The organism is Nitratireductor basaltis (assembly GCF_000733725.1).
Lineage (GTDB): Bacteria > Pseudomonadota > Alphaproteobacteria > Rhizobiales > Rhizobiaceae > Chelativorans > Chelativorans basaltis.
In genome coordinates, this window is record NZ_JMQM01000001.1 from 1,711,155 (window position 1) to 1,727,858 (window position 16,704).

Annotated in this window: 21 protein-coding genes; 6 read left to right on the forward strand and 15 right to left on the reverse strand. The window is 62.1% G+C overall.

Going from position 1 to position 16,704, the window contains the following annotated elements; genetic code table 11:
- Window positions 1-26 precede the first annotated feature (26 nt).
- The 11 genes from EL18_RS08280 to EL18_RS08325 all read right to left on the reverse strand — a co-directional run bounded on the left by EL18_RS08280 (window position 27) and on the right by EL18_RS08325 (window position 7,368).
- Complete coding sequence (locus tag EL18_RS08280; protein ID WP_036481727.1) at window positions 27-440, reverse strand: DUF3168 domain-containing protein; 414 nt, start codon at window positions 438-440, stop codon at window positions 27-29.
- Window positions 421-561, reverse strand: a complete 141-nt coding sequence (locus tag EL18_RS17935; protein WP_161781978.1) for a hypothetical protein — start codon at window positions 559-561, stop codon at window positions 421-423. The genes EL18_RS08280 and EL18_RS17935 overlap by 20 nt, the downstream gene beginning before the upstream one ends.
- Window positions 558-896, reverse strand: coding sequence for a phage head closure protein (locus EL18_RS08285; RefSeq protein ID WP_036481729.1), 339 nt, complete (start codon window positions 894-896; stop codon window positions 558-560). The genes EL18_RS17935 and EL18_RS08285 overlap by 4 nt, the downstream gene beginning before the upstream one ends.
- On the reverse strand, window positions 893-1,462 hold the full coding sequence (locus EL18_RS08290) for a head-tail connector protein (RefSeq protein ID WP_036481731.1): 570 nt from the start codon (window positions 1,460-1,462) through the stop codon (window positions 893-895). The genes EL18_RS08285 and EL18_RS08290 overlap by 4 nt, the downstream gene beginning before the upstream one ends.
- A 94-nt stretch (window positions 1,463-1,556) precedes the next feature.
- Window positions 1,557-2,795: a phage major capsid protein gene (locus EL18_RS08295; protein ID WP_036481733.1), complete on the reverse strand. Its 1,239-nt coding sequence runs from the start codon at window positions 2,793-2,795 to the stop codon at window positions 1,557-1,559.
- 2 nt (window positions 2,796-2,797) lie between these two features.
- Entirely contained in the window at window positions 2,798-3,484 is a 687-nt protein-coding gene (locus EL18_RS08300; protein WP_051913898.1) for an HK97 family phage prohead protease, read from the reverse strand.
- Window positions 3,481-3,810 (reverse strand): DUF6107 family protein, encoded by a 330-nt coding sequence (locus EL18_RS08305; RefSeq protein ID WP_036481735.1) that lies wholly within the window; start codon window positions 3,808-3,810, stop codon window positions 3,481-3,483. The genes EL18_RS08300 and EL18_RS08305 overlap by 4 nt, the downstream gene beginning before the upstream one ends.
- A complete protein-coding gene (locus EL18_RS08310; RefSeq protein WP_036481738.1) occupies window positions 3,807-5,000 on the reverse strand; it encodes a phage portal protein in 1,194 nt (397 codons plus the stop codon). Before EL18_RS08310 ends, EL18_RS08305 begins: the two co-directional genes overlap by 4 nt.
- A gap of 137 nt (window positions 5,001-5,137) precedes the next feature.
- On the reverse strand, window positions 5,138-6,349 hold the full coding sequence (locus tag EL18_RS08315; protein WP_051913900.1) for a DNA-packaging protein: 1,212 nt from the start codon (window positions 6,347-6,349) through the stop codon (window positions 5,138-5,140).
- Window positions 6,350-6,356: 7 nt separating this feature from the next.
- Window positions 6,357-6,848 (reverse strand): hypothetical protein, encoded by a 492-nt coding sequence (locus tag EL18_RS08320; RefSeq protein WP_036481744.1) that lies wholly within the window; start codon window positions 6,846-6,848, stop codon window positions 6,357-6,359.
- Between the two features lie 154 nt (window positions 6,849-7,002).
- On the reverse strand, window positions 7,003-7,368 hold the full coding sequence (locus EL18_RS08325; RefSeq protein ID WP_152552977.1) for a helix-turn-helix transcriptional regulator: 366 nt from the start codon (window positions 7,366-7,368) through the stop codon (window positions 7,003-7,005).
- 667 nt (window positions 7,369-8,035) lie between these two features.
- Between EL18_RS08325 and EL18_RS08330 the strand changes: the two genes are divergently transcribed.
- Genes EL18_RS08330 through EL18_RS08340 form a run of 3 tightly spaced genes read left to right on the forward strand, consistent with a single transcriptional unit; the run spans window position 8,036 to window position 11,321 of the window.
- Window positions 8,036-10,183 carry a transglycosylase domain-containing protein gene (locus EL18_RS08330; protein WP_036481749.1) on the forward strand — a complete coding sequence of 716 codons (2,148 nt, stop codon included), beginning with the start codon at window positions 8,036-8,038 and terminating at the stop codon, window positions 10,181-10,183.
- Window positions 10,184-10,204: 21 nt separating this feature from the next.
- Complete coding sequence (locus EL18_RS08335; RefSeq protein WP_036481751.1) at window positions 10,205-10,786, forward strand: DUF1214 domain-containing protein; 582 nt, start codon at window positions 10,205-10,207, stop codon at window positions 10,784-10,786.
- Complete coding sequence (locus EL18_RS08340; RefSeq protein ID WP_036481754.1) at window positions 10,779-11,321, forward strand: DUF1254 domain-containing protein; 543 nt, start codon at window positions 10,779-10,781, stop codon at window positions 11,319-11,321. The genes EL18_RS08335 and EL18_RS08340 overlap by 8 nt, the downstream gene beginning before the upstream one ends.
- A 39-nt stretch (window positions 11,322-11,360) precedes the next feature.
- Here EL18_RS08340 and EL18_RS17940 read toward each other — a convergent pair whose 3' ends face one another.
- Window positions 11,361-11,528 carry a hypothetical protein gene (locus EL18_RS17940; RefSeq protein WP_161781979.1) on the reverse strand — a complete coding sequence of 56 codons (168 nt, stop codon included), beginning with the start codon at window positions 11,526-11,528 and terminating at the stop codon, window positions 11,361-11,363.
- Window positions 11,529-11,833: 305 nt separating this feature from the next.
- On the opposite strand from EL18_RS17940, the gene EL18_RS08345 reads away from it, so the two are divergent.
- Window positions 11,834-12,400: a DUF2336 domain-containing protein gene (locus tag EL18_RS08345; protein ID WP_051913902.1), complete on the forward strand. Its 567-nt coding sequence runs from the start codon at window positions 11,834-11,836 to the stop codon at window positions 12,398-12,400.
- A gap of 33 nt (window positions 12,401-12,433) precedes the next feature.
- On the opposite strand, the gene EL18_RS08350 is transcribed toward EL18_RS08345, so the two are convergent.
- From EL18_RS08350 to EL18_RS08360, 3 genes are read right to left on the reverse strand one after another with little or no spacing between them, the layout of a single operon-like run.
- Window positions 12,434-12,778 carry a DUF1491 family protein gene (locus tag EL18_RS08350; protein ID WP_036481756.1) on the reverse strand — a complete coding sequence of 115 codons (345 nt, stop codon included), beginning with the start codon at window positions 12,776-12,778 and terminating at the stop codon, window positions 12,434-12,436.
- Between the two features lie 16 nt (window positions 12,779-12,794).
- Window positions 12,795-13,610, reverse strand: coding sequence for a peptidoglycan-binding domain-containing protein (locus EL18_RS08355; protein WP_036481759.1), 816 nt, complete (start codon window positions 13,608-13,610; stop codon window positions 12,795-12,797).
- Window positions 13,585-15,360, reverse strand: coding sequence for a sensor histidine kinase (locus EL18_RS08360; RefSeq protein ID WP_051913906.1), 1,776 nt, complete (start codon window positions 15,358-15,360; stop codon window positions 13,585-13,587). The genes EL18_RS08355 and EL18_RS08360 overlap by 26 nt, the downstream gene beginning before the upstream one ends.
- A gap of 424 nt (window positions 15,361-15,784) precedes the next feature.
- On the opposite strand from EL18_RS08360, the gene EL18_RS08365 reads away from it, so the two are divergent.
- Both EL18_RS08365 and EL18_RS08370 read left to right on the forward strand, forming a co-directional pair.
- Window positions 15,785-16,213: a DUF5330 domain-containing protein gene (locus tag EL18_RS08365; protein WP_036481762.1), complete on the forward strand. Its 429-nt coding sequence runs from the start codon at window positions 15,785-15,787 to the stop codon at window positions 16,211-16,213.
- Between the two features lie 62 nt (window positions 16,214-16,275).
- Window positions 16,276-16,701, forward strand: a complete 426-nt coding sequence (locus EL18_RS08370; protein ID WP_036481765.1) for a SufE family protein — start codon at window positions 16,276-16,278, stop codon at window positions 16,699-16,701.
- Window positions 16,702-16,704: the final 3 nt, after the last annotated feature.

Consider the following 16,704-nt stretch of genomic DNA (forward strand, 5'->3'; position numbering starts at 1 on the left):
CCTTAGATGAAATGATATTCGGCCGCTCAGCCAGCGGCGATCTCGACCACGGCGCGCAGGCGCAAGCTGCCGTGAAAAGCGTCCAGGTCGGCATTGAAGCTCAGCGCCTCCTGCTCCACCCGCAGATTGATCAGGTGGTGTTCCGCCAGCGCCAATGGCCGGTCGTGGAGAATTGCTGTCACGCGCTCCATGACCTCCAGTGCTTCCGCCTTGCCACGCTTGCGTGACCAGACATGCAGGCTGAAGAGTATCTCCGCCCCTTCTTCACTTGCCGTACCCCAGTCATGGCGCGTCACGCGACCGAAGGTGATATAGGGAAAAGCCAATTCTGCGGGCGTCAGGTCATGCAGCTTTCCCGGCCCGATCAGACCCGTCAGCTGCGCATCCTGCGAAAGCGCTGAGAAGACCGCACCTTGCAGCTCAAGCAACGGGCTTGCCATCGCGCGGCTCCTGCTCTTCTGGTGCGGTTCTGTGCGTTTCAACCTCTTCGGCAAGGCTGTGGAGGAGACGACGCAGGCTGCGCAAAAGTGCATCCGCCCTGGGCTTGACCGCCAGCTTCATCGCACCTCCTCCCGCACATTGGCCACGAGATAACGCCCGCTCTCATCGGGATCATGCAGATCAGTGATCATCAGCGCGCGGCCCAGCCGCAGGAAGCGCATGCCGCTTTTCACGTCATCGCGATGGCGCAGCGTCACCTTGTGCGTCACAGCCTCATGGCGCTGGCCTGCTGCAAAGAACGAGTTGCCTCTGATGGGTTCGATCAGGGCGAAGACAACGGCGACCTCGCGCCATTCCTCATCATGCCCGCCAGTGCCATCGGGAATGGCCACCGCCTCCTGCAGCATCATCTCGTGACGCAACATGCCGGGATCAAGAAAGGTCAGGCCATTCATAGCCGCACCTCGCGAAAGCTGGCGATCAACTGCCTGTAGCTGTCAGGCAGCGATACCGGCTGCTGGTCAGCTCTGACGGCCCCGCGAAACTCGTACCAGTGCGCCACCAGAAGCAGGATCGCGCGCTTCAACAGATCCGGCACATCCGCCCCGCTCTCGCCGAAACCGGCTGAGAAGTCGATTTCGATGCCATTGATCATCACGTCCGGCTTCGGACGCTTCGTAAGGAAAAGCCGCGCAGGCGTTGAATTGGTATCGGCCACCAGTTTTTCGACCGCCATCGCCTGCGCCTCGCCTTCCCGGCCATACACAGTCACACCATGGATGGCGCGCACCGGGCCCTTTTTCAGCAGAACCGGCTCGTCCTGCGGCCACGCATCCAGCACCAACCGCCAGCTTTGTTCGATCAGCGCCAGACCGGTCGACCGCTCCACCTCCTCACGCGCCGCGCGGATAAGACCTGCGATCAGATCGCCTTCGCTGTCGTGGTCCAGGCGCATATGCGCCCGCGCCTCGCTCAGCGTCACCGGCTCCACTGCCGGTGCCACGGTCCTGAACAATGTCATGCGCTCTCCTTTTCCTGTCAGGTGGCCAAAAGAAAAGCGGCCCCGAAATTCGGAGCCGCTTGTGGATTTCTGTTACCTTCCTGGCCTAGCTGACCTAGCACTTCATCAGCTTGATCGCCTCGAAGTCCTGCACGCCGCCGCCCACGCGCTTGGTCGTGTAGAAGAGGACATAGGGCTTGGCGGAATAGGGATCGCGCAGCACCCGCACGCCCGTGCGGTCCACCACGAGATAGCCCCTGCCGAAGTCACCGAATGCGATTGGCGTTGAGGCGCTTTCGATGTCGGGCATGTCCTCGGCTTCCACCACGGGGAAGCCCATCAGCATGGCACGGCTGCCGGGCGTCGCGGGTGGCTGCCACATATAGTTGCCGTCAGCGTCCTTGATCTTGCGAAGCGCTGCCTGCGTCTTGCGGTTCATCACCCAGTTCGCACTCTGGCGGTAGCCGGATTTCAGCGAATAGACGAGATCCACCAGCGCATCGGACGGATCGGTATCGGGAAGACCACCATCGACACCGGTGGCGCGATAGCCGATCGAACCCCACTGCCAGCCATCATCCTGCATCTGGCCGTAGTTCAGGAAACCCTTCGGCTTGTTCACGCCATCGCCATTGACAAAGGCCGCGCCCTCCTGCTCGGCAAAGGCGGTCTCTATCTCCGAGGCAATCCACTGGTCGAGATCGACCACGCTGTCTTCCAGGAGTGCCGCGGTCGCAGCCGGCATGGCGTAGAGCTCGGCGGTCGGGAACTGCAACTCGTCAAGCGTGCCTGCCGCAGTTTCAGGCCGTGCAGCCGTCTCGCCCACCCATCCCGTTGCCGGCCCGGTAATCGCAAACGGCTTCTTCAGCACTGCAGAGGAGACCTGCCGCACGCTTGCAATCGAGCGGATCGGCGAAAGTGCGGCAAGGCGCTTGCCAATGGCCGCTTCCGTCTCTTCGGGCACCAGATAACCGCCATCCTGTGCGGACGCATAGGACATGGCCTTGGCTTCCATCTCGCGCAGGCTGCGTTCATCACCCGAGCGCACATAGGCTTCGAAAGCCGCCTTGTGCTCCAGAGACTGCACGCTTCCACCGTCGCGCGCCAGTGCCGGTCGCGCCCTTTTCAGCGTCAGCGTGTCGAGCGCCTTCTTCTGTTCGTCCAGCGCGCGGGAAATCCGCTCCACCTTCTCTTCGGTAATCGGATCGGCAGAGCGCTTCTCGATCTCCTTCAGCCGGCGGTCATTGGTTTCCTTGAACGCCTCGAAGGCGCCCATGAAGTCCTCGAAAGCGCCCGCAATCTCGCTGTCGCCCGACTTGGTTTCGGGCGCCTGCATCTGGTTCTCAACCGTCATGTTCAGCTATCCTTGAGCATCTGTCGTGTGGCCTGGCGCATTCTTGCCACCAGGCTTTCAGGTGTTGCCCTGCCGGCATCCCGCTCGCGTGCAAGGCTGGAGAAGCCCTTGGCGATCACCGCCCGGGCCTCCCCGCGCGTCAGCCCCGCATCCCGCGTGAGCCATCGCTCGAATTCTCTCGTGGTCGGCAGTCGTCCCGCCTTCACGGCGCTGACACGTGCCGAGGGCAGCATGGGAAATGTCACCACCGAGATTTCCCACAGATCGGCCTCGATGATGCGCCTTGTTCGCGACTTCTGATCGCGCTGCGCCTTCACGGTGCGGAAGCCGATGGAAAGCCCGTCCACTGCGCCTGCGCGCATCAGCTCCAGCACTTCGCCTGCCTTGGCGACACCCGGCGTCAGCTTTCCGCGCACATAAAGCCCACGTTCGTCCTCGCGTATCTCTTCCCACACGCCGATGGGCAGGTTCGGATCATGCTGGAACAGCATGCGAATGCCGCCCGCACCACGCCGCTTGACCGAGCGGGCGAAGGCGCCTGCCATCACCACGTCGCGGCCAAGATCGACCTCGCCGAAAAGGCTCGCATAGCCGTAAAAGCTGCCATCGGCCTCCAGCCTGTCGAGCGCCAGCCCGGAGAATTTCCGTTCCGCCGCTCCGCTACTGGCCTTCACGATCTTCGCTGTCATCGGCCAACCCCGGCTTCACGCCGCGCCTGCGTGCCAAACCACCGCATCAGGAAGCCGATGGCGCTCCAGGCGCACAGGCTTGCCGCTGCCGAGCCCATCAGCACAATCTCGCCAGCACCCAGCGCGTCGGCGATGCCCAGTTCATCGGCGATCTTGATGCCCGCCGTTCCACCGAACACGAAGCCGCAGGCCACACCCACGCCAAAGCGCACTGCCGCCTCCCGCCGCCCATTGGGCAGGAGATAGGCCAGCGAGATCGCCGATCCGGCAACCGCGCCAATCATCTTGGCGACCCACAGCCAGGCCGCCTCGCTCAATCCGGTCATGCATTTTCTCCCGCACCGGCAGTCAGCGCGCCATAGCCGACGGCTTCGCGCTTCTCGTCATCGCTCAGGAAGTCAGCCTCCCCGACCCGCCGCCACAGCGCCTCGCGCTCGGCTGCCAGCCCCTCCACCTGATCCGCGTCGAACCACAGCCGCAGCTCCTCATCGAGCCTTGCGGAGAAGAAGGCGGAAAGGTCCTGCGCAATCCGCGCCACCAGCGGCAGCACGGTCAGGCGATAGAAGGCCCGGTTGGCCTCCTGATAGTTCGCATAGGTGTTGTCTCCGGGTATGCCCAACAGCATCGGCGGCACGCCCAGCGCCAGCGCGATGTCGCGTGCCGCCCCGTTGCGCGCCTCCAGAAAATCCATCTCGCGCGGCGACAGGCCCATCGCCTTCCAGTCGAGACCGCCTTCCAGAAGCAGCGGACGCCCGGCACGGCTTGCGCCCGTATAGCCCTGCTCCAGTTCCGCCTTCAGGCGATCAAACTGATCGTCGCTCAGATTGCCGCCATCCTTGGGTGCATAGACCAGCGCGCCGGAGGGCCGTGCGGAATTGTCGAGGAGTGCCTTGTTCCAGCGCGCAGCCGTGTTGTGCACGTCCAGTGCCGCACCTGCTGCCGCCAGCGGTGCGAAGCCCATCACGTCATCCAGCGGATGAAACAGGCTCAGATGCAGCGCCTCGCCCTGTTCCAGCGAAATGCGGCGGCTGACCTTGCCCGTACGATGCTCCAGCGCCACCGGCCAGCCGCGACTGTCGCATTGCACCTGCACCTGATCGGGGCGGAGCAGATGCAGTTCCCGCGCTCCCGTTTCCGTCTCCACCAGTTCCAGATAGGCATTTCCGGAAAGCATGAGATGCCCGTAAAGCGCCTCCATGAAACGGTTGCCCGCCTGCCGCGCATTGGGCCGCTTCATGAGCCGCAGAAGCGGATGCTCCTCCACCTCGCCCGCCGCATCATAAAGCAGCCAGGGGATCGATGCTGCGGCCTCAGCAATCATCATGGTCGCGCGATGCGCGACCGGATTGCGCATGAAACCTTCACGCGCCAGCGAGGCATAGTCGCCCCGCGTAAAACGTGCGCTTGCCTCCCGGTGCAGCGCCACAAACGCCCCACCCACCCCCTTCCGCTCCACACGCATCTCCTTCCCCGCCGGTCTTTGCCGACGCAGGCCGAAAGGCCATGTCCAAGCCATTCATCTTGTCCTTGCTGTTGGAGAATTTTTCTTCGAGGTCAGGCGCGGCACCCGCCCCAGCCAATCTCCCCCTTGAGGGGAGATGTCCGGCAGGACAGAGGGGGGTGCCTTGGCGCAGACGGCAATCGCCCTCCCCTTCAAACACCCCGCACCCGCGGCAGACCGGCCTGCCCGAGCATCAACTCGCTCAGAGCCCAGACCAGCGCGTCAACGCGATCCGGTGAGCGTCCGCCTGACAGGCCGTCGCGACCAAGGTCACACATCTCGTCTTCGAGCTCGCGCATGCGCCGGGCATGCCTCACCCGCCCCTGCGCATAGAGTGCCGCAACCGGCTCGGCGCGCGTGAACTTTCCGCGGGAGGCGCGCACCGGTTTCACCGGCACGGCCCGATCCACCGTGCGGATCACGCTTGCCACCATTTCGCCGCCCTGGTTCACCTCGGCCACGATCTGGTCGGCCTCATGCGCGTGATAAAGCGCCACTGCGCGCGCCGCCCAGGCTTCCGGCCTCGCCGCTTGCATGGTCGCGTCCTCGATCACCCAGCCGATCCCCGCCTCATCGATCCCCGCAACCACCAGCCCGCAGGCATCCGAATTCTTCCCGCTGGAAGCCGGGGGATCCACCGCCACCACGATCCGGCGAAACTGCCCGGACCTGTTATGCCCACAAACCGCCTCCAGCTGCTCGCGGCTCCAAAGCGCGTCCGGCCGGTCTTCGATCAACTCGCCATCAAGCTCCTGACGCCCCAGCCGCGTGTCGCCATAACGCTCCTTGATCGCCGTCATGAAGCCGGCGGCAAGATTATTCGCATTGTCGATCGTCGGCATGGTCGTCAGCGTCACGCCAGCGGCCTTCACCAGTCTGCGGATCAGCGGCACCGGCTTCGGCGTGGTGGTGAGAAGCTGCAGCGGCCTTTCCCCCAGCCGCAGGCCGAATTGCAGCATGTCATAGCATTCCTGCGCGTGCTTCCATTTGGCCACCTCGTCACACCAGGCCGCATCGAATTGCGGCCCGCGCAGGCTGTCCGGATCTTCGGAGGAAAAGATCTGCGCCACCGCGCCATTGTCCCAGACAACCCGCTTGCGGCTTGGCTCGAAACGCGGGCGCGTCCCATGTCCCACGGCCATGATGCCCGATGGCCCGTCCACCATCACCTCACGCACATCGCCCAGCGTCTCGCCGATCAGCGCGATGCGGCCATAGCGATGGCGCGCGAATGGCGGCAGGCCGCGCACCAGCGCATTCACCCATTCAGCGCCAAGCCTTGTCTTGCCCGCGCCGCGCCCGCCCATCACCAGCCAGATCGGCTCGATTTCGACAAGCGGATATTGCGCAAGCCGCGCATGCATCAACCAGCTATGTCGAACCTGCTCCAGCTGGCGCGGTGTCAGCACCGGGCACAATCGCTCCGGTTGCGGCAAATTCTCGGGCAAGTTCGATGATGCGCTGGTTGATCGTGCCGATTGCGGCGGCCATTTCTGCATCGCTCTTCATCTGCTCGTCAGCGGCGTGTTCGGGCGTCTGCGTCAGCTCGCCCAGCTTCTCGATGGAGCGCAGCATCAGGCCAAGCGCCTCAAGCCGCGCCTTGTCGTAGCGCCCCTCGGCCTGGCTTGCCATGCTCGCCTCCTCCAGCTGCCCGACAACACTGACCGAAAGCTGCCGCAGGCGCGATTGCAGCGTGACCGCCCCTTTCGCCCCCATCTCACCCGAGACCCAGCCTTCGCGCCGCGCCATCTTCTGAAGCGTGGAAAGCCTCAGCCCCGCCGCCAGCGCCAGAAGCTCCAGCTCCACCGGCGCGCCCTCGAAAAGCGCACGCAATGCCACCGCGCGCCGCTCACCAACAGCCATCGCACAACTTCCATCCACCAATGTGAGTGAAAACCCAAAACGAAAAAAGCGCCGGGCAAAGCCGCAGCGCTTACAAACTTGTAAGGTCCAAACAGCCCCGGCACCGCCGCCGGACCCATTTATCGGACGATGACAGAACCCTACCAAAACACCGTCACGCCGTCAAGGACTTTTTTCCTACTTCATCCACGTTCAGGCGCTTCAACAGACGTGCCTCTTCAAGCTTCTCGTCTGACAGCTGGCGCCGTTCGCGCAACCAATCCGCGACGTCTACCCAATCCCAGATGGGACTGTCAGTGGTGATGCGGGCAACGGGCCGCGGGAATCCTTTCCCACGCTTGCCGCTCGCATAGAGCGTTACTGCCGCCCGGGAAATTCCCGCGCGTTCGGCAATCTCCGCCAAGCTGACCAGATTGTCCGGTTCCAGATGCTCCACTTTGGCACCGGCTCTCTCAACGTCCTGCATTGCACTTGTTATCGCTTCTTCAAGCGTGTGTGCCTCCCGTGCGAAGTCAAGCACGATGACTCCCCGTGAAAAAGAAGGCGTGGCGTCATCGCAGCCCGCCTCATAAAGCCGGTCCTCAAAATCGTTGGCATCAGGCGACAATCCCGACGCGATTATCGAAAACTCATGGACGGGCACTACAACCACCTATTTCTGGCGCTCATGGCTACAGTTCCTTCCCGCTCTCCTCAGTTGCCTTGCATGTGCTTCCGCGGATCTCGGTGTAGACCAAACCGATATCTGACATCCGGTTCGGTCATGCTTGGAGCAGTACATTCGCCCCCAGGCATGCGCACTCTTTCCAGCGGATCGCCACTGCCACCCATATTTTTCGAGCCATGCAACAGCTGCCTCGATATCCTTGTTTGGGTGACGCGGCCGCCTACCGGCCTTCAAGCGTATAACCTACATGATCGTTAACATTTGTCAACACTCTGCCCCCTCCGCACTTAATTGCCTGCAACTATGGAAACCACAACCTGAGATTACAGCCAAGGTAGAAGACGCGACAACGCCCCCATTTACCTTCCCCGCAACATTCGCGCGCATGGCGCGAAAAACTCCCTTTTTGCGAAAAGTTTATGTTAAACATAGATAAGGAACTGCTGGAACTTGTGGCGCCTTTGTGGCTTGCCTTTCAAGCAGTATATCACTGGGACAAGAAGGCCGATCGGCGCCCGCCATGGATGACAAACGCGCGTCTGGAAACAAGAACAAGGCTCCGCGCGCCACGCGGCTTCTGGAGCTCGATGCGTGGCTCGATTCATCGCTTTATGAAGCCGGTTTCAAATCAGCGGAAATTTGGGAAAGCATCACCATTTTCTTCCGCCGCTTTCGCGTCTACGGCTTCCGCCGCGCGGTCGTGGAAGTCTTCTCCGAAGGCTTCACCATGCTGGCCGCCGGCGTGGTCCTGCTGCTCGCGCTTGCCCAGCCCGCCTTCTATGCCACCTCGACGAACTGGCGTGCACAGGATGATTACGCTGTAACCTTCCTCGACCGCTACGGCCAGGAAATCGGCCAGCGCGGCATCATCCAGCGCGATTCCGTGCCTGTCGATGAAATGCCCGACCATCTCATCAAATCGGTGCTGGCAACCGAGGACCGTCGCTTCTTCGAGCATTTCGGCATCGACTTCATCGGCCTCACCCGTGCGATGGCAGAGAATGTCCGCGCCAACGGGGTCGTTCAGGGCGGCTCCACCCTCACCCAGCAATTGGCCAAGAACCTGTTCCTGACCAACGAGCGCACGCTTGACCGCAAGGTGAAGGAGGCGTTCCTGGCGCTCTGGCTCGAAGCCAATCTGAGCAAGAAGGAAATACTTCAATATTACCTCGACCGCGCCTATCTGGGCGGCGGCACCTTCGGCATTGCGGCAGCGGCGGATTTCTATTTCGACAAGGAGGTAAAGGATCTCACGCTTGCCGAGAGTGCGATGATCTCCGGTCTCTTCAAGGCACCGGCACGCTATGCCCCGCATATCAACCTGCCGGCTGCACGTTCGCGCGCCAATGAGGTTCTCACCAATCTTGTGCAGGCCGGTTTCTTCACCGAAGGCCAGGTGCTTCACGCCCGTCGCAGGCCTGCGAGCGCGGTTGATCGCGGCCAGCATGACAGCCCGGACTATTTCCTCGACTGGGCCTTCGAGCAGGTCAAGGAGCTTGTGCCCTCCGGCGCCACCCACTCCATCGTGGCACGCACGACGATCGATCCCGACATCCAGAAAGCCGTCGAGGAATCGCTCGAGTTCCACCTGCGCCAGCACGGCAAGGACTATAATGTCTCCGAAGGTGCAGTGGTGGTGATGGAAACCAGCGGCGCCGTGCGCGCCATTGTCGGCGGACGCGACTACGGGCAGAGCCAGTTCAATCGCGCCACGCGTGCGCAGCGCCAGACAGGCTCCTCTTTCAAGCCATTCGTCTATGCCGCCGCAATGGAAGCGGGCTTCTCACCGTCCTCGCGCATTTCCGACGTTCCTGTCACCTGGAATGGCTGGACACCGCAGAACTACACGCGCAGCTATGCCGGTCAGGTGGATCTCACCACCGCGCTTGCCAAATCCTACAACACCGTCCCCGTTCGCCTTGCCCGCGACCATCTGGGCGTCAAGCCGATCCAGGATCTCGTGAAGTCCATGGGTGTCGAATCCGAGCTCAATGGCCACAAGACCATGGTTCTCGGCACGTCGGGCATGACCGTCATGGACCAGGCCACTGCCTATACGGTCTTCGCCAATGGTGGTCTTGCTGGCACACGCCATGGCATCCAGACGCTGCGCACCCATTCCGGCGAAGTCATCTATGACCACCGCCAGGACGCGCCGGAACCTGAACAAGTGCTGAGTGACAAGGCTGTTTCGGACATGAATTCCATTCTCGTCCAGGTGCCGGAATGGGGCACAGGCCGACGTGCCGCCCTGCCGGGCATCCGCTCTGCAGGAAAGACCGGCACCACCCAGTCCTATCGCGATGGCTGGTATGTCGGCTATACGGGCAATTATGTCGGTGCGGTCTGGCTCGGAAATGACGATTACCGCCCGACCAACCGCATGACGGGCGGCTCGCTTCCCGCCATGGTCTGGCAGCGTTTCATGGCCTATGCGCACCGCAATATCGACCTGAAACCGATCCCGGGCATCGAGAACCCGATGGTGGAGGCGGAAGAAATGACCGTCGCTTCCGTCGAGGAGGGCCAGTCCCTGCTCGACACGCTGGGTCCCCAACGCGCCATGCCGCCGGCCACCACACGCCAGCTTCGCAGCCTAGCAGATGCCTTCCGCAGAGCCGGATCGGTGCAGGAGGCTTCGGAAACCAAGCCTCTCTCCGCGCTTTAATTCGGGCAAAGTGCAACGCCTATGAGAACCGTTTTTGCAACGCTCCTTGCGCTCATCATCGCCATCGGCGGCGGGGCTGCCAGTGTGTGGTTTCTCCTGGAAGAAGCGCCTGCCGCAGACGGTCTGAATATCGGGCCCTGGGTTGCCTATCCGTCGCTTGGCACCCGGGATGCCGATCCCTATTCGCGTGCGCGCTTCGTGCGTCGTGGCGGCGTTCCCATGGGCCAGGCCGAAGGCATCGTCTTCACCGCGCGCAGCGACTCTGGGCAGCAAAGGCTAGTTTCCGGCTGCACCTATCGGCTTGAAGGTCCCATGCCCGTTGCCCGCTTCTGGACCCTGCATGCAGCCGACAACAGCGGCCAGCCCCTGCCCGAACTTGATGGTCGGCCTTCCGGGCTGCAGGTGTCGCAGATCCAGCGCCAAGCGGACAACAGCTTCACCATCATCGCATCAAGCCGCGCCCAGCCTGGCAACTGGCTCGCCATCACCCGCCCCGGTCCCTATCAGCTTCTCCTGACCCTGCTCGACACGCCCATTTCGACGGGCGCTGCCGTGGAGGAAATACGGCTGCCTTCCATCACGCGGGTGGGCTGCGATGTTTAGGCTCTTCTATGCGCTTCTGGTCGGCATTATCGGCGCCGGCATTGTACATATCGCGATCATCTTCCTCTTGCCGGCCAATGCCAGCAATGATGCGTGGTCGCGTATTGCAGCGATCGCCGAACCCTATCAGCCGGTTCTTCTGGAAAATGTGGAACCCTCAGTGCTGCCGGCCAGCCAGCGCAATCCGTTCCTGAGGGCGGTTGCCTGCCGCTTCGACCTCGAGGACGGGCCGGTGCGCCTGAGTGCGGAAGAGGCCCTGCCCTTCTGGTCCATGTCGCTTTACGACCAAAGCGGGCTGAATGTGTTCAGCATCAGCGATCGCGCGGCACCGGGTGCCTCGCCGGATCTCCTGGTATTGACCAGTGAGCAGCTTGCAGCCATGCGCACCGAAATGCCTGCAGAATTCGATCAGTCGCTCTTCGTGGAAACGGACATCGAGCAGGGCCTGATCGTCATGCGGGTGCTTGTTCCCGATGCCACCTATCAGCGCCGCGTCGGACGCGCGCTTGCGTCCATTGCATGCAAACCGGCTTGAACTTCCCCGGAACAACCGCGGCTGCCGGGGCAGCGGGTTTCAGACCTGCTGGCTCGACTGCTTGCCGCGCACGGAAGATGCAGGCGCGCCTGCGGTGCGCTCGTAGCGCACTCCCGGGAAGATGATGATCGATGCCGGCTTGTCAGGCATCTCGTTCACACGCGCCGTCTTGCGGCGCTTTTCGTCTAGCTTCAGGACAGTTGCCATGTCTCGCGGTCCCTTCTTGGGTCGGAGTGGATACGCAACGCCTCCACCCACGATACTGCACAAACTATGGTTAACAGTCCGTTAGCGGTTGCGGAGTGCCAGCCACAGCGCCCCCGCTGGTTGAAGATGCTGAAGAAGGAATGAGGCGCCAATCAGACATGCGCCCCGAGCCTGATCCCGATAGTGAACGCAATGCTTAATTTCGCGGTTAATCGAACGCTAATGGATTGCACCTAATTTGACGCATCAGCGGAGCTGTTTGCTCCCGTTTGTATCGAGTAAAGGCGTAGTCACGGGTGTCGTCCTTGGATTTCAGGCAGATCAGCTACGGCTCGGGCCGGAACAATGCCGAGCGGATATTCCGTGCGGCCATCTCCGCCTTCTGCTGCCTGCCGCGCCCTTCCCGCAAGGAAGTCCAACAACTCGATGATCTGACGCTTGGCCTCTATGAAGCCGTTTCGGTGTCAGGTCTTCGCTTTGCCTCAAGCGCGCTCAGCGATTGCAGCCCTGCACCTGGCGGGCTCGTGCGGCGCCTTTGTAACGAAAGCGTGGATATCGCAGCCCCGCTGCTGTTGCGCTCGCCTTTACTCGGCGACCCGGATCTGATCGCCCTGATCGGGCGTCACGGCGCGGGTCACGCCCGCGCAATCGCGCGCCGCGACAGCCTTAATCCGGTGATCGCGCAGCTGATCGGGAAGATCGCTCAAAAGGCGGACGCCGCACAAAAACGCGACACCCCTGCCCCGGCACCACGTCCTACCCCCATCGAGGAGATGCGCCTGCGCCTGCGCAACCTCATGCAGGAGGAGGCGCGGCGCGCTGCGAACGATCATCCCCTGCCGAACAACGGCGACCTTGCCCGGACATTGTAGGCCGGGTGCCCAGGTCAAGTGCCGCATCTGGCGCTATTCGTTACCGGCCAAGGGCAGATATTGGTCGTCGGACAAACCATGCTCGATCTCGACCACCCAGATATCCGGGTCGAAGCGTAGTTCCCGCTCCAGTTTTTTCTCGATCTCGTCTTCCTCGCCTTCCATCATGAGGGCGAACTGGCGTTCCTGCGGCTTGGCCTCGTCATAGCTGGTCTGGGCGGCAGGCTGGTAGAGCTTCACCTCGCCGAAGCGGTTGCGGCTGATGATGAAGATCGCGCCGGCTTCACGCGCGCCGCGTCTGCGCACGGCTGCAAATCCGCCATCATTGAAGATGCGGCGCGTCAGGGCTGATACCCAAAGATCGGCGGTTACGCGCATGGAAGTATCAAGCCGGTCAATTGATCAGCCCAACTTCCTTCATTTTAGCAATGAATTCCGCATCCACCTCGCCGGTCTCACTCAAGCCGAACAGAGACTGGAACTCGCGGATGGCGGTGCGGGTGCGTTCACCCATGACACCATCGATTTCGATACCGTCATTGCCGAAGGATCTAAGCCCTGCCTGAACCTTGCGGATGATATCCTGATCGGCGGGCACGGAGGCGGTGTGAAGTTCAGCCGCATCGTCGTCAATGCTCGCACTCGCCTGCACCACTTGCGAACGCGGGGCCGGTTTCGGGCGGGGACGTGGCGATGCCGCCACCTGGCGCGGCGCTTCAGCCAGACCCAACTGGCGCAGCAGAGCAGCGTCGATCTGGCCGTCTGGCGACAAACCAACCACGCGTTTGTATTTTTCGACTGCAGCACGAGTCTGCGGGCCGTTCATTCCGTCGACAGGGCCTTCATAGACGCCCAGTGCTGCGAGAACTTTCTGCACCGCAAAGACATTCTCGTCACCCATGCTTTCGGCAACTTCCTGCGGTGCGGCTTCGGGCGCACTTGCCTGGGGGCGTGTCGGCTCCGGCGGAAGGGGTGCCTGGCGAGGCAGCACCGTCGGCGCCTGACGGGTCGAGATCATCGGCTTTGGGTGCGACTGCGGCTGGTACCACATGGCATTGGCGGAAACGAAGGCCAGCGAGACGATAAACGCCGTCGTGCCGCCCGCAATGCCGGGGTTGCGCGCAATCATGGCTCCGACGCCCGACAGGGCATCGCTCAGCCAGTGGCCGCCTTCGTCAGTCAATTCAGGCTGTCTTGCGTAACGGCTCATACGTCCACTCGTTCTTGTCTCCATTCTGCGCGTTTTCGCGCTCCTTATCCACGCCACCTGCATTTTCCGGCAGGCTGACATAGACGCTCGTACCCTCACCTTCGGCGCTCTCGATCCGCATCGAACCGCACTGCAGTGCGACGAGGCCCTTCACCAGCGCAAGCCCCAACCCGGTACCCTCGAACTGGCGGGTATAGGCATTGTCCACCTGCATGAATGGTGTACCCAGCCGCTCCAGGTCCTCGGCGCCAATACCGATGCCGGTATCGTGCACGCTCAGCTCCAGCCTGCCATCACAGCGCTCGGCGCTGACACGGATCTCGCCTTCGGGCGTGAATTTCACAGCATTCGAGATCAGGTTGATCAGGATCTGCTGAACCGCGCGGCGGTCACAGGTAACCTCGGCCACGTCCTCGGCGATCTCGGTGTGAACCGCAAGCCCCTTGCCGGCAGCCGACTGTGCGCCCAGCGAAACACTCAGCCGTACCGCATCCGCGATGGAGAAGGGTTCCGGCTTCAGCACATAGCTTCCGTTCTGGACCTTCGACACATCGAGGATCGTGTTCACGACCGAAAGAAGATGGTCGCCCGCCTCACGGATGAGCCCGACATATTCGCGTTGCTTCTCATTGGCAAAGGCGCCGAACATCTCGTTCTTCAAGACATCGGAGAAGCCGACTATGGCATTGAGCGGGGTGCGCAGCTCATGGCTGACGGAAGCGAGGAAGCGGGTTTTTGCAGTTGCTGCCGATTCCGCCTCGATACGAGCTTCCCGCAGCTCGGCCTCCACCTCGTCAAGCGCATCATCCTGGCGAAGAAGGGCGGTGACCACGCCCTCGCCGCGGGAGAACATTTCGGCGCGGTAGGTGCTGTATTGCTGCTCGTCCCTTGGACCGGGAACGCGCAGGCGCAATGTCAGGCGTTCGACCTGGCGGTTCTCGCCGCGCAGACCCGACAGAGCTGTCATGAAGGCAACGCGGTCGGAGACGTGCAGTCGGTCGAAGAAGCCCGATCCCAGAAGCATCTCGGGTGCAAGGCCGAAAAGCGTGGCACTGTCGCCGGCAATTTCGCGCAGTTCGGATTGTCCGCCAAAGTGCAGAATGCTTGCGCCAAGCCGGTGCGCCAGAAGCTCGGCCGTGTCGACAACCTCTTCCGCTTCGCTCTTCTGGTCGGCAAAGCGAAGACGCGGCATCCAGGTGAGCGCGTAGAGAACCGGAAGCGTCCAGGCGCTGGCACCGGCAGCAACACCTGCAGAACCAAGTCCGAAGAGTTGTACGGCCACATGCGAACCGACAATGGCAGCAGCGATGGCTGCAAGGCCGTAAAGCTTTGCCTTGCTGCTTCGGCTGATCCAGGCTGTCTCCAGCCCCAGTGCCAGTGCGATGGCCGCGACAGGTGAGACCGGGCCTCCGGCTGCAGCGACGATACCGGCCACGGCCAGCACACCCACGCAAAGCGCCAGCATCTCTATTGCACGACGCCGCGCGGTCGCGATCAGAAGAATGGGGCCGATCAGTGCAGCCGCACCAAGACCGAGGCTTGCCACAACCGCCGATTCCAGTCCGATGACACCCGGCAGGTATTGGGCAAAACCAGCAGCGAGCACGAAGGGAGCGACCAGCAGCACGCCCATGAGCCGCATCTGACGATCACGCTCTTCGCCCTCGCCCACATTCGGGTGCACGAGGCCGCTGCAAGCCTCGGCGAGGCTCTGCTTTAGATTCGTGATCTTGGCTGCAAGGATGCTCAAATCTGACGCTCTGCACAAACTGATACTGGTTTTATTCCCGTTGTTGGAGGGAGCCTCGCAGCCAGCATTTAAGGAAAGGGAAACAGCCGCGCCCAGGGGCGACCGGATTGCCCGAAAAACGGTCGGAGAGACCCTTTGCCTTCCGGCATGGTTAACAAAGGGTGGGTGTTTACCGCGCACTTCCGTAGCGGCACCATGCCTTCGGTTTAGCGGGGAAACCAATGACCGCCCGAGCTTGGATGGTGAAGTTTATTCTGTGACCGGCCGCGAAATTATCGTCAATTGCGGTTCGAAACTGCCGAAAACCCGACTTTTTCGGCTTTGAGTACAATTTTACTCAATCCGGAAACGTGGTCTTTTCGTCTTCATGGCATTGTCCCTCACATCGCAACAAGACCATCTGCGATCAATCGGGGTGAGAGTTATGGGATTTCTGATTCGTGCAGCCTTCTGGCTTTCTCTGGTTCTTCTGTTCCTGCCGCTTGGTGGCGGGTCGGATGAAGCCGGCGAATTTCAGACCGTCGGCGCCCTTGATACCCTCCTGGCCGCTCGGGATGCGGCGGCGGACATGGCGGGCATGTGCGAGCGCAATCCTCATGTCTGTGAAACAGCGAAGGCTGCGGCCTCTACCGTCCTGATCCGGGCGCGGGCCGGCATCAACGTTGCGTCGGAAATGATGGCGGACGACACGCCTGCGCAGGCATCCGAGGCTCCGGTCATCGCGAAGGAAGAGATCCGGCGCCCGCAGGTCACGGTCACCGGCAGCATTTCCCCGACCGAAGAAGGTGAGCGCGCAGTGGTGCGTCCCTATACCCCGCCGGTTCCCCAGGCCGATATCGCAGCTTCGCGCTGATCCGCACCGTTCACGGCGGATTTTTTAGTGACGAATGGTCCCTCACTGCCTATATCCGGGCCATGACTGCAAGCTTCGAAACCATCCGCGACGATTTTGCCTTTCTGGACGACTGGGAAGAGCGCTACCGCTACATCATCGAACTGGGCAATGATCTGTCGCCCTATCCCGAAGAAGCGCGCGACGAACATCACAAGGTCAAGGGTTGCGTCAGTCAGGTCTGGCTCAACAGCCGTATCGAGGACGGCGCCGACCCGCTCATTCGCTTCGAGGGCGATTCGGATGCGCATATCGTGCGCGGCCTGGTGGCCATCATGCTGGCGCTTTATTCTGGCCGTCCTGCAAGCGAGATCGTCGCAACCGATGCGGAAGCCGCCATGGCAGAGCTCGGGCTGGACGAACACCTCACTCCCCAGCGCTCCAATGGCCTGCGCGCCATGATCAAGCGCATGAAGGATGAGGCGCAAAAAGCCCTGGAGCGCGCCTGATCC

What these genes read in the sequence shown, in the direction of transcription:
- EL18_RS17935 (WP_161781978.1), bottom strand. Translation starts at nt 561, where the DNA reads ATGAAGCTGGCGGTCAAGCCCAGGGCGGATGCACTTTTGCGCAGCCTG.
- EL18_RS08355 (WP_036481759.1), bottom strand. Translation starts at nt 13,610, where the DNA reads ATGAGCCGTTACGCAAGACAGCCTGAATTGACTGACGAAGGCGGCCAC.
- EL18_RS08365 (WP_036481762.1), top strand. Translation starts at nt 15,785, where the DNA reads ATGGGATTTCTGATTCGTGCAGCCTTCTGGCTTTCTCTGGTTCTTCTG.
- EL18_RS08305 (WP_036481735.1), bottom strand. Translation starts at nt 3,810, where the DNA reads ATGACCGGATTGAGCGAGGCGGCCTGGCTGTGGGTCGCCAAGATGATT.
- EL18_RS08315 (WP_051913900.1), bottom strand. Translation starts at nt 6,349, where the DNA reads ATGCATGCGCGGCTTGCGCAATATCCGCTTGTCGAAATCGAGCCGATC.
- EL18_RS08300 (WP_051913898.1), bottom strand. Translation starts at nt 3,484, where the DNA reads ATGACAGCGAAGATCGTGAAGGCCAGTAGCGGAGCGGCGGAACGGAAA.
- EL18_RS08290 (WP_036481731.1), bottom strand. Translation starts at nt 1,462, where the DNA reads ATGACATTGTTCAGGACCGTGGCACCGGCAGTGGAGCCGGTGACGCTG.
- EL18_RS08330 (WP_036481749.1), top strand. Translation starts at nt 8,036, where the DNA reads ATGGATGACAAACGCGCGTCTGGAAACAAGAACAAGGCTCCGCGCGCC.
- EL18_RS08350 (WP_036481756.1), bottom strand. Translation starts at nt 12,778, where the DNA reads ATGCGCGTAACCGCCGATCTTTGGGTATCAGCCCTGACGCGCCGCATC.
- EL18_RS17940 (WP_161781979.1), bottom strand. Translation starts at nt 11,528, where the DNA reads ATGGCAACTGTCCTGAAGCTAGACGAAAAGCGCCGCAAGACGGCGCGT.
- EL18_RS08310 (WP_036481738.1), bottom strand. Translation starts at nt 5,000, where the DNA reads ATGGCTTGGACATGGCCTTTCGGCCTGCGTCGGCAAAGACCGGCGGGG.
- EL18_RS08285 (WP_036481729.1), bottom strand. Translation starts at nt 896, where the DNA reads ATGAATGGCCTGACCTTTCTTGATCCCGGCATGTTGCGTCACGAGATG.
- EL18_RS08280 (WP_036481727.1), bottom strand. Translation starts at nt 440, where the DNA reads ATGGCAAGCCCGTTGCTTGAGCTGCAAGGTGCGGTCTTCTCAGCGCTT.
- EL18_RS08295 (WP_036481733.1), bottom strand. Translation starts at nt 2,795, where the DNA reads ATGACGGTTGAGAACCAGATGCAGGCGCCCGAAACCAAGTCGGGCGAC.
- EL18_RS08335 (WP_036481751.1), top strand. Translation starts at nt 10,205, where the DNA reads ATGAGAACCGTTTTTGCAACGCTCCTTGCGCTCATCATCGCCATCGGC.
- EL18_RS08370 (WP_036481765.1), top strand. Translation starts at nt 16,276, where the DNA reads ATGACTGCAAGCTTCGAAACCATCCGCGACGATTTTGCCTTTCTGGAC.
- EL18_RS08340 (WP_036481754.1), top strand. Translation starts at nt 10,779, where the DNA reads ATGTTTAGGCTCTTCTATGCGCTTCTGGTCGGCATTATCGGCGCCGGC.
- EL18_RS08320 (WP_036481744.1), bottom strand. Translation starts at nt 6,848, where the DNA reads ATGGCTGTTGGTGAGCGGCGCGCGGTGGCATTGCGTGCGCTTTTCGAG.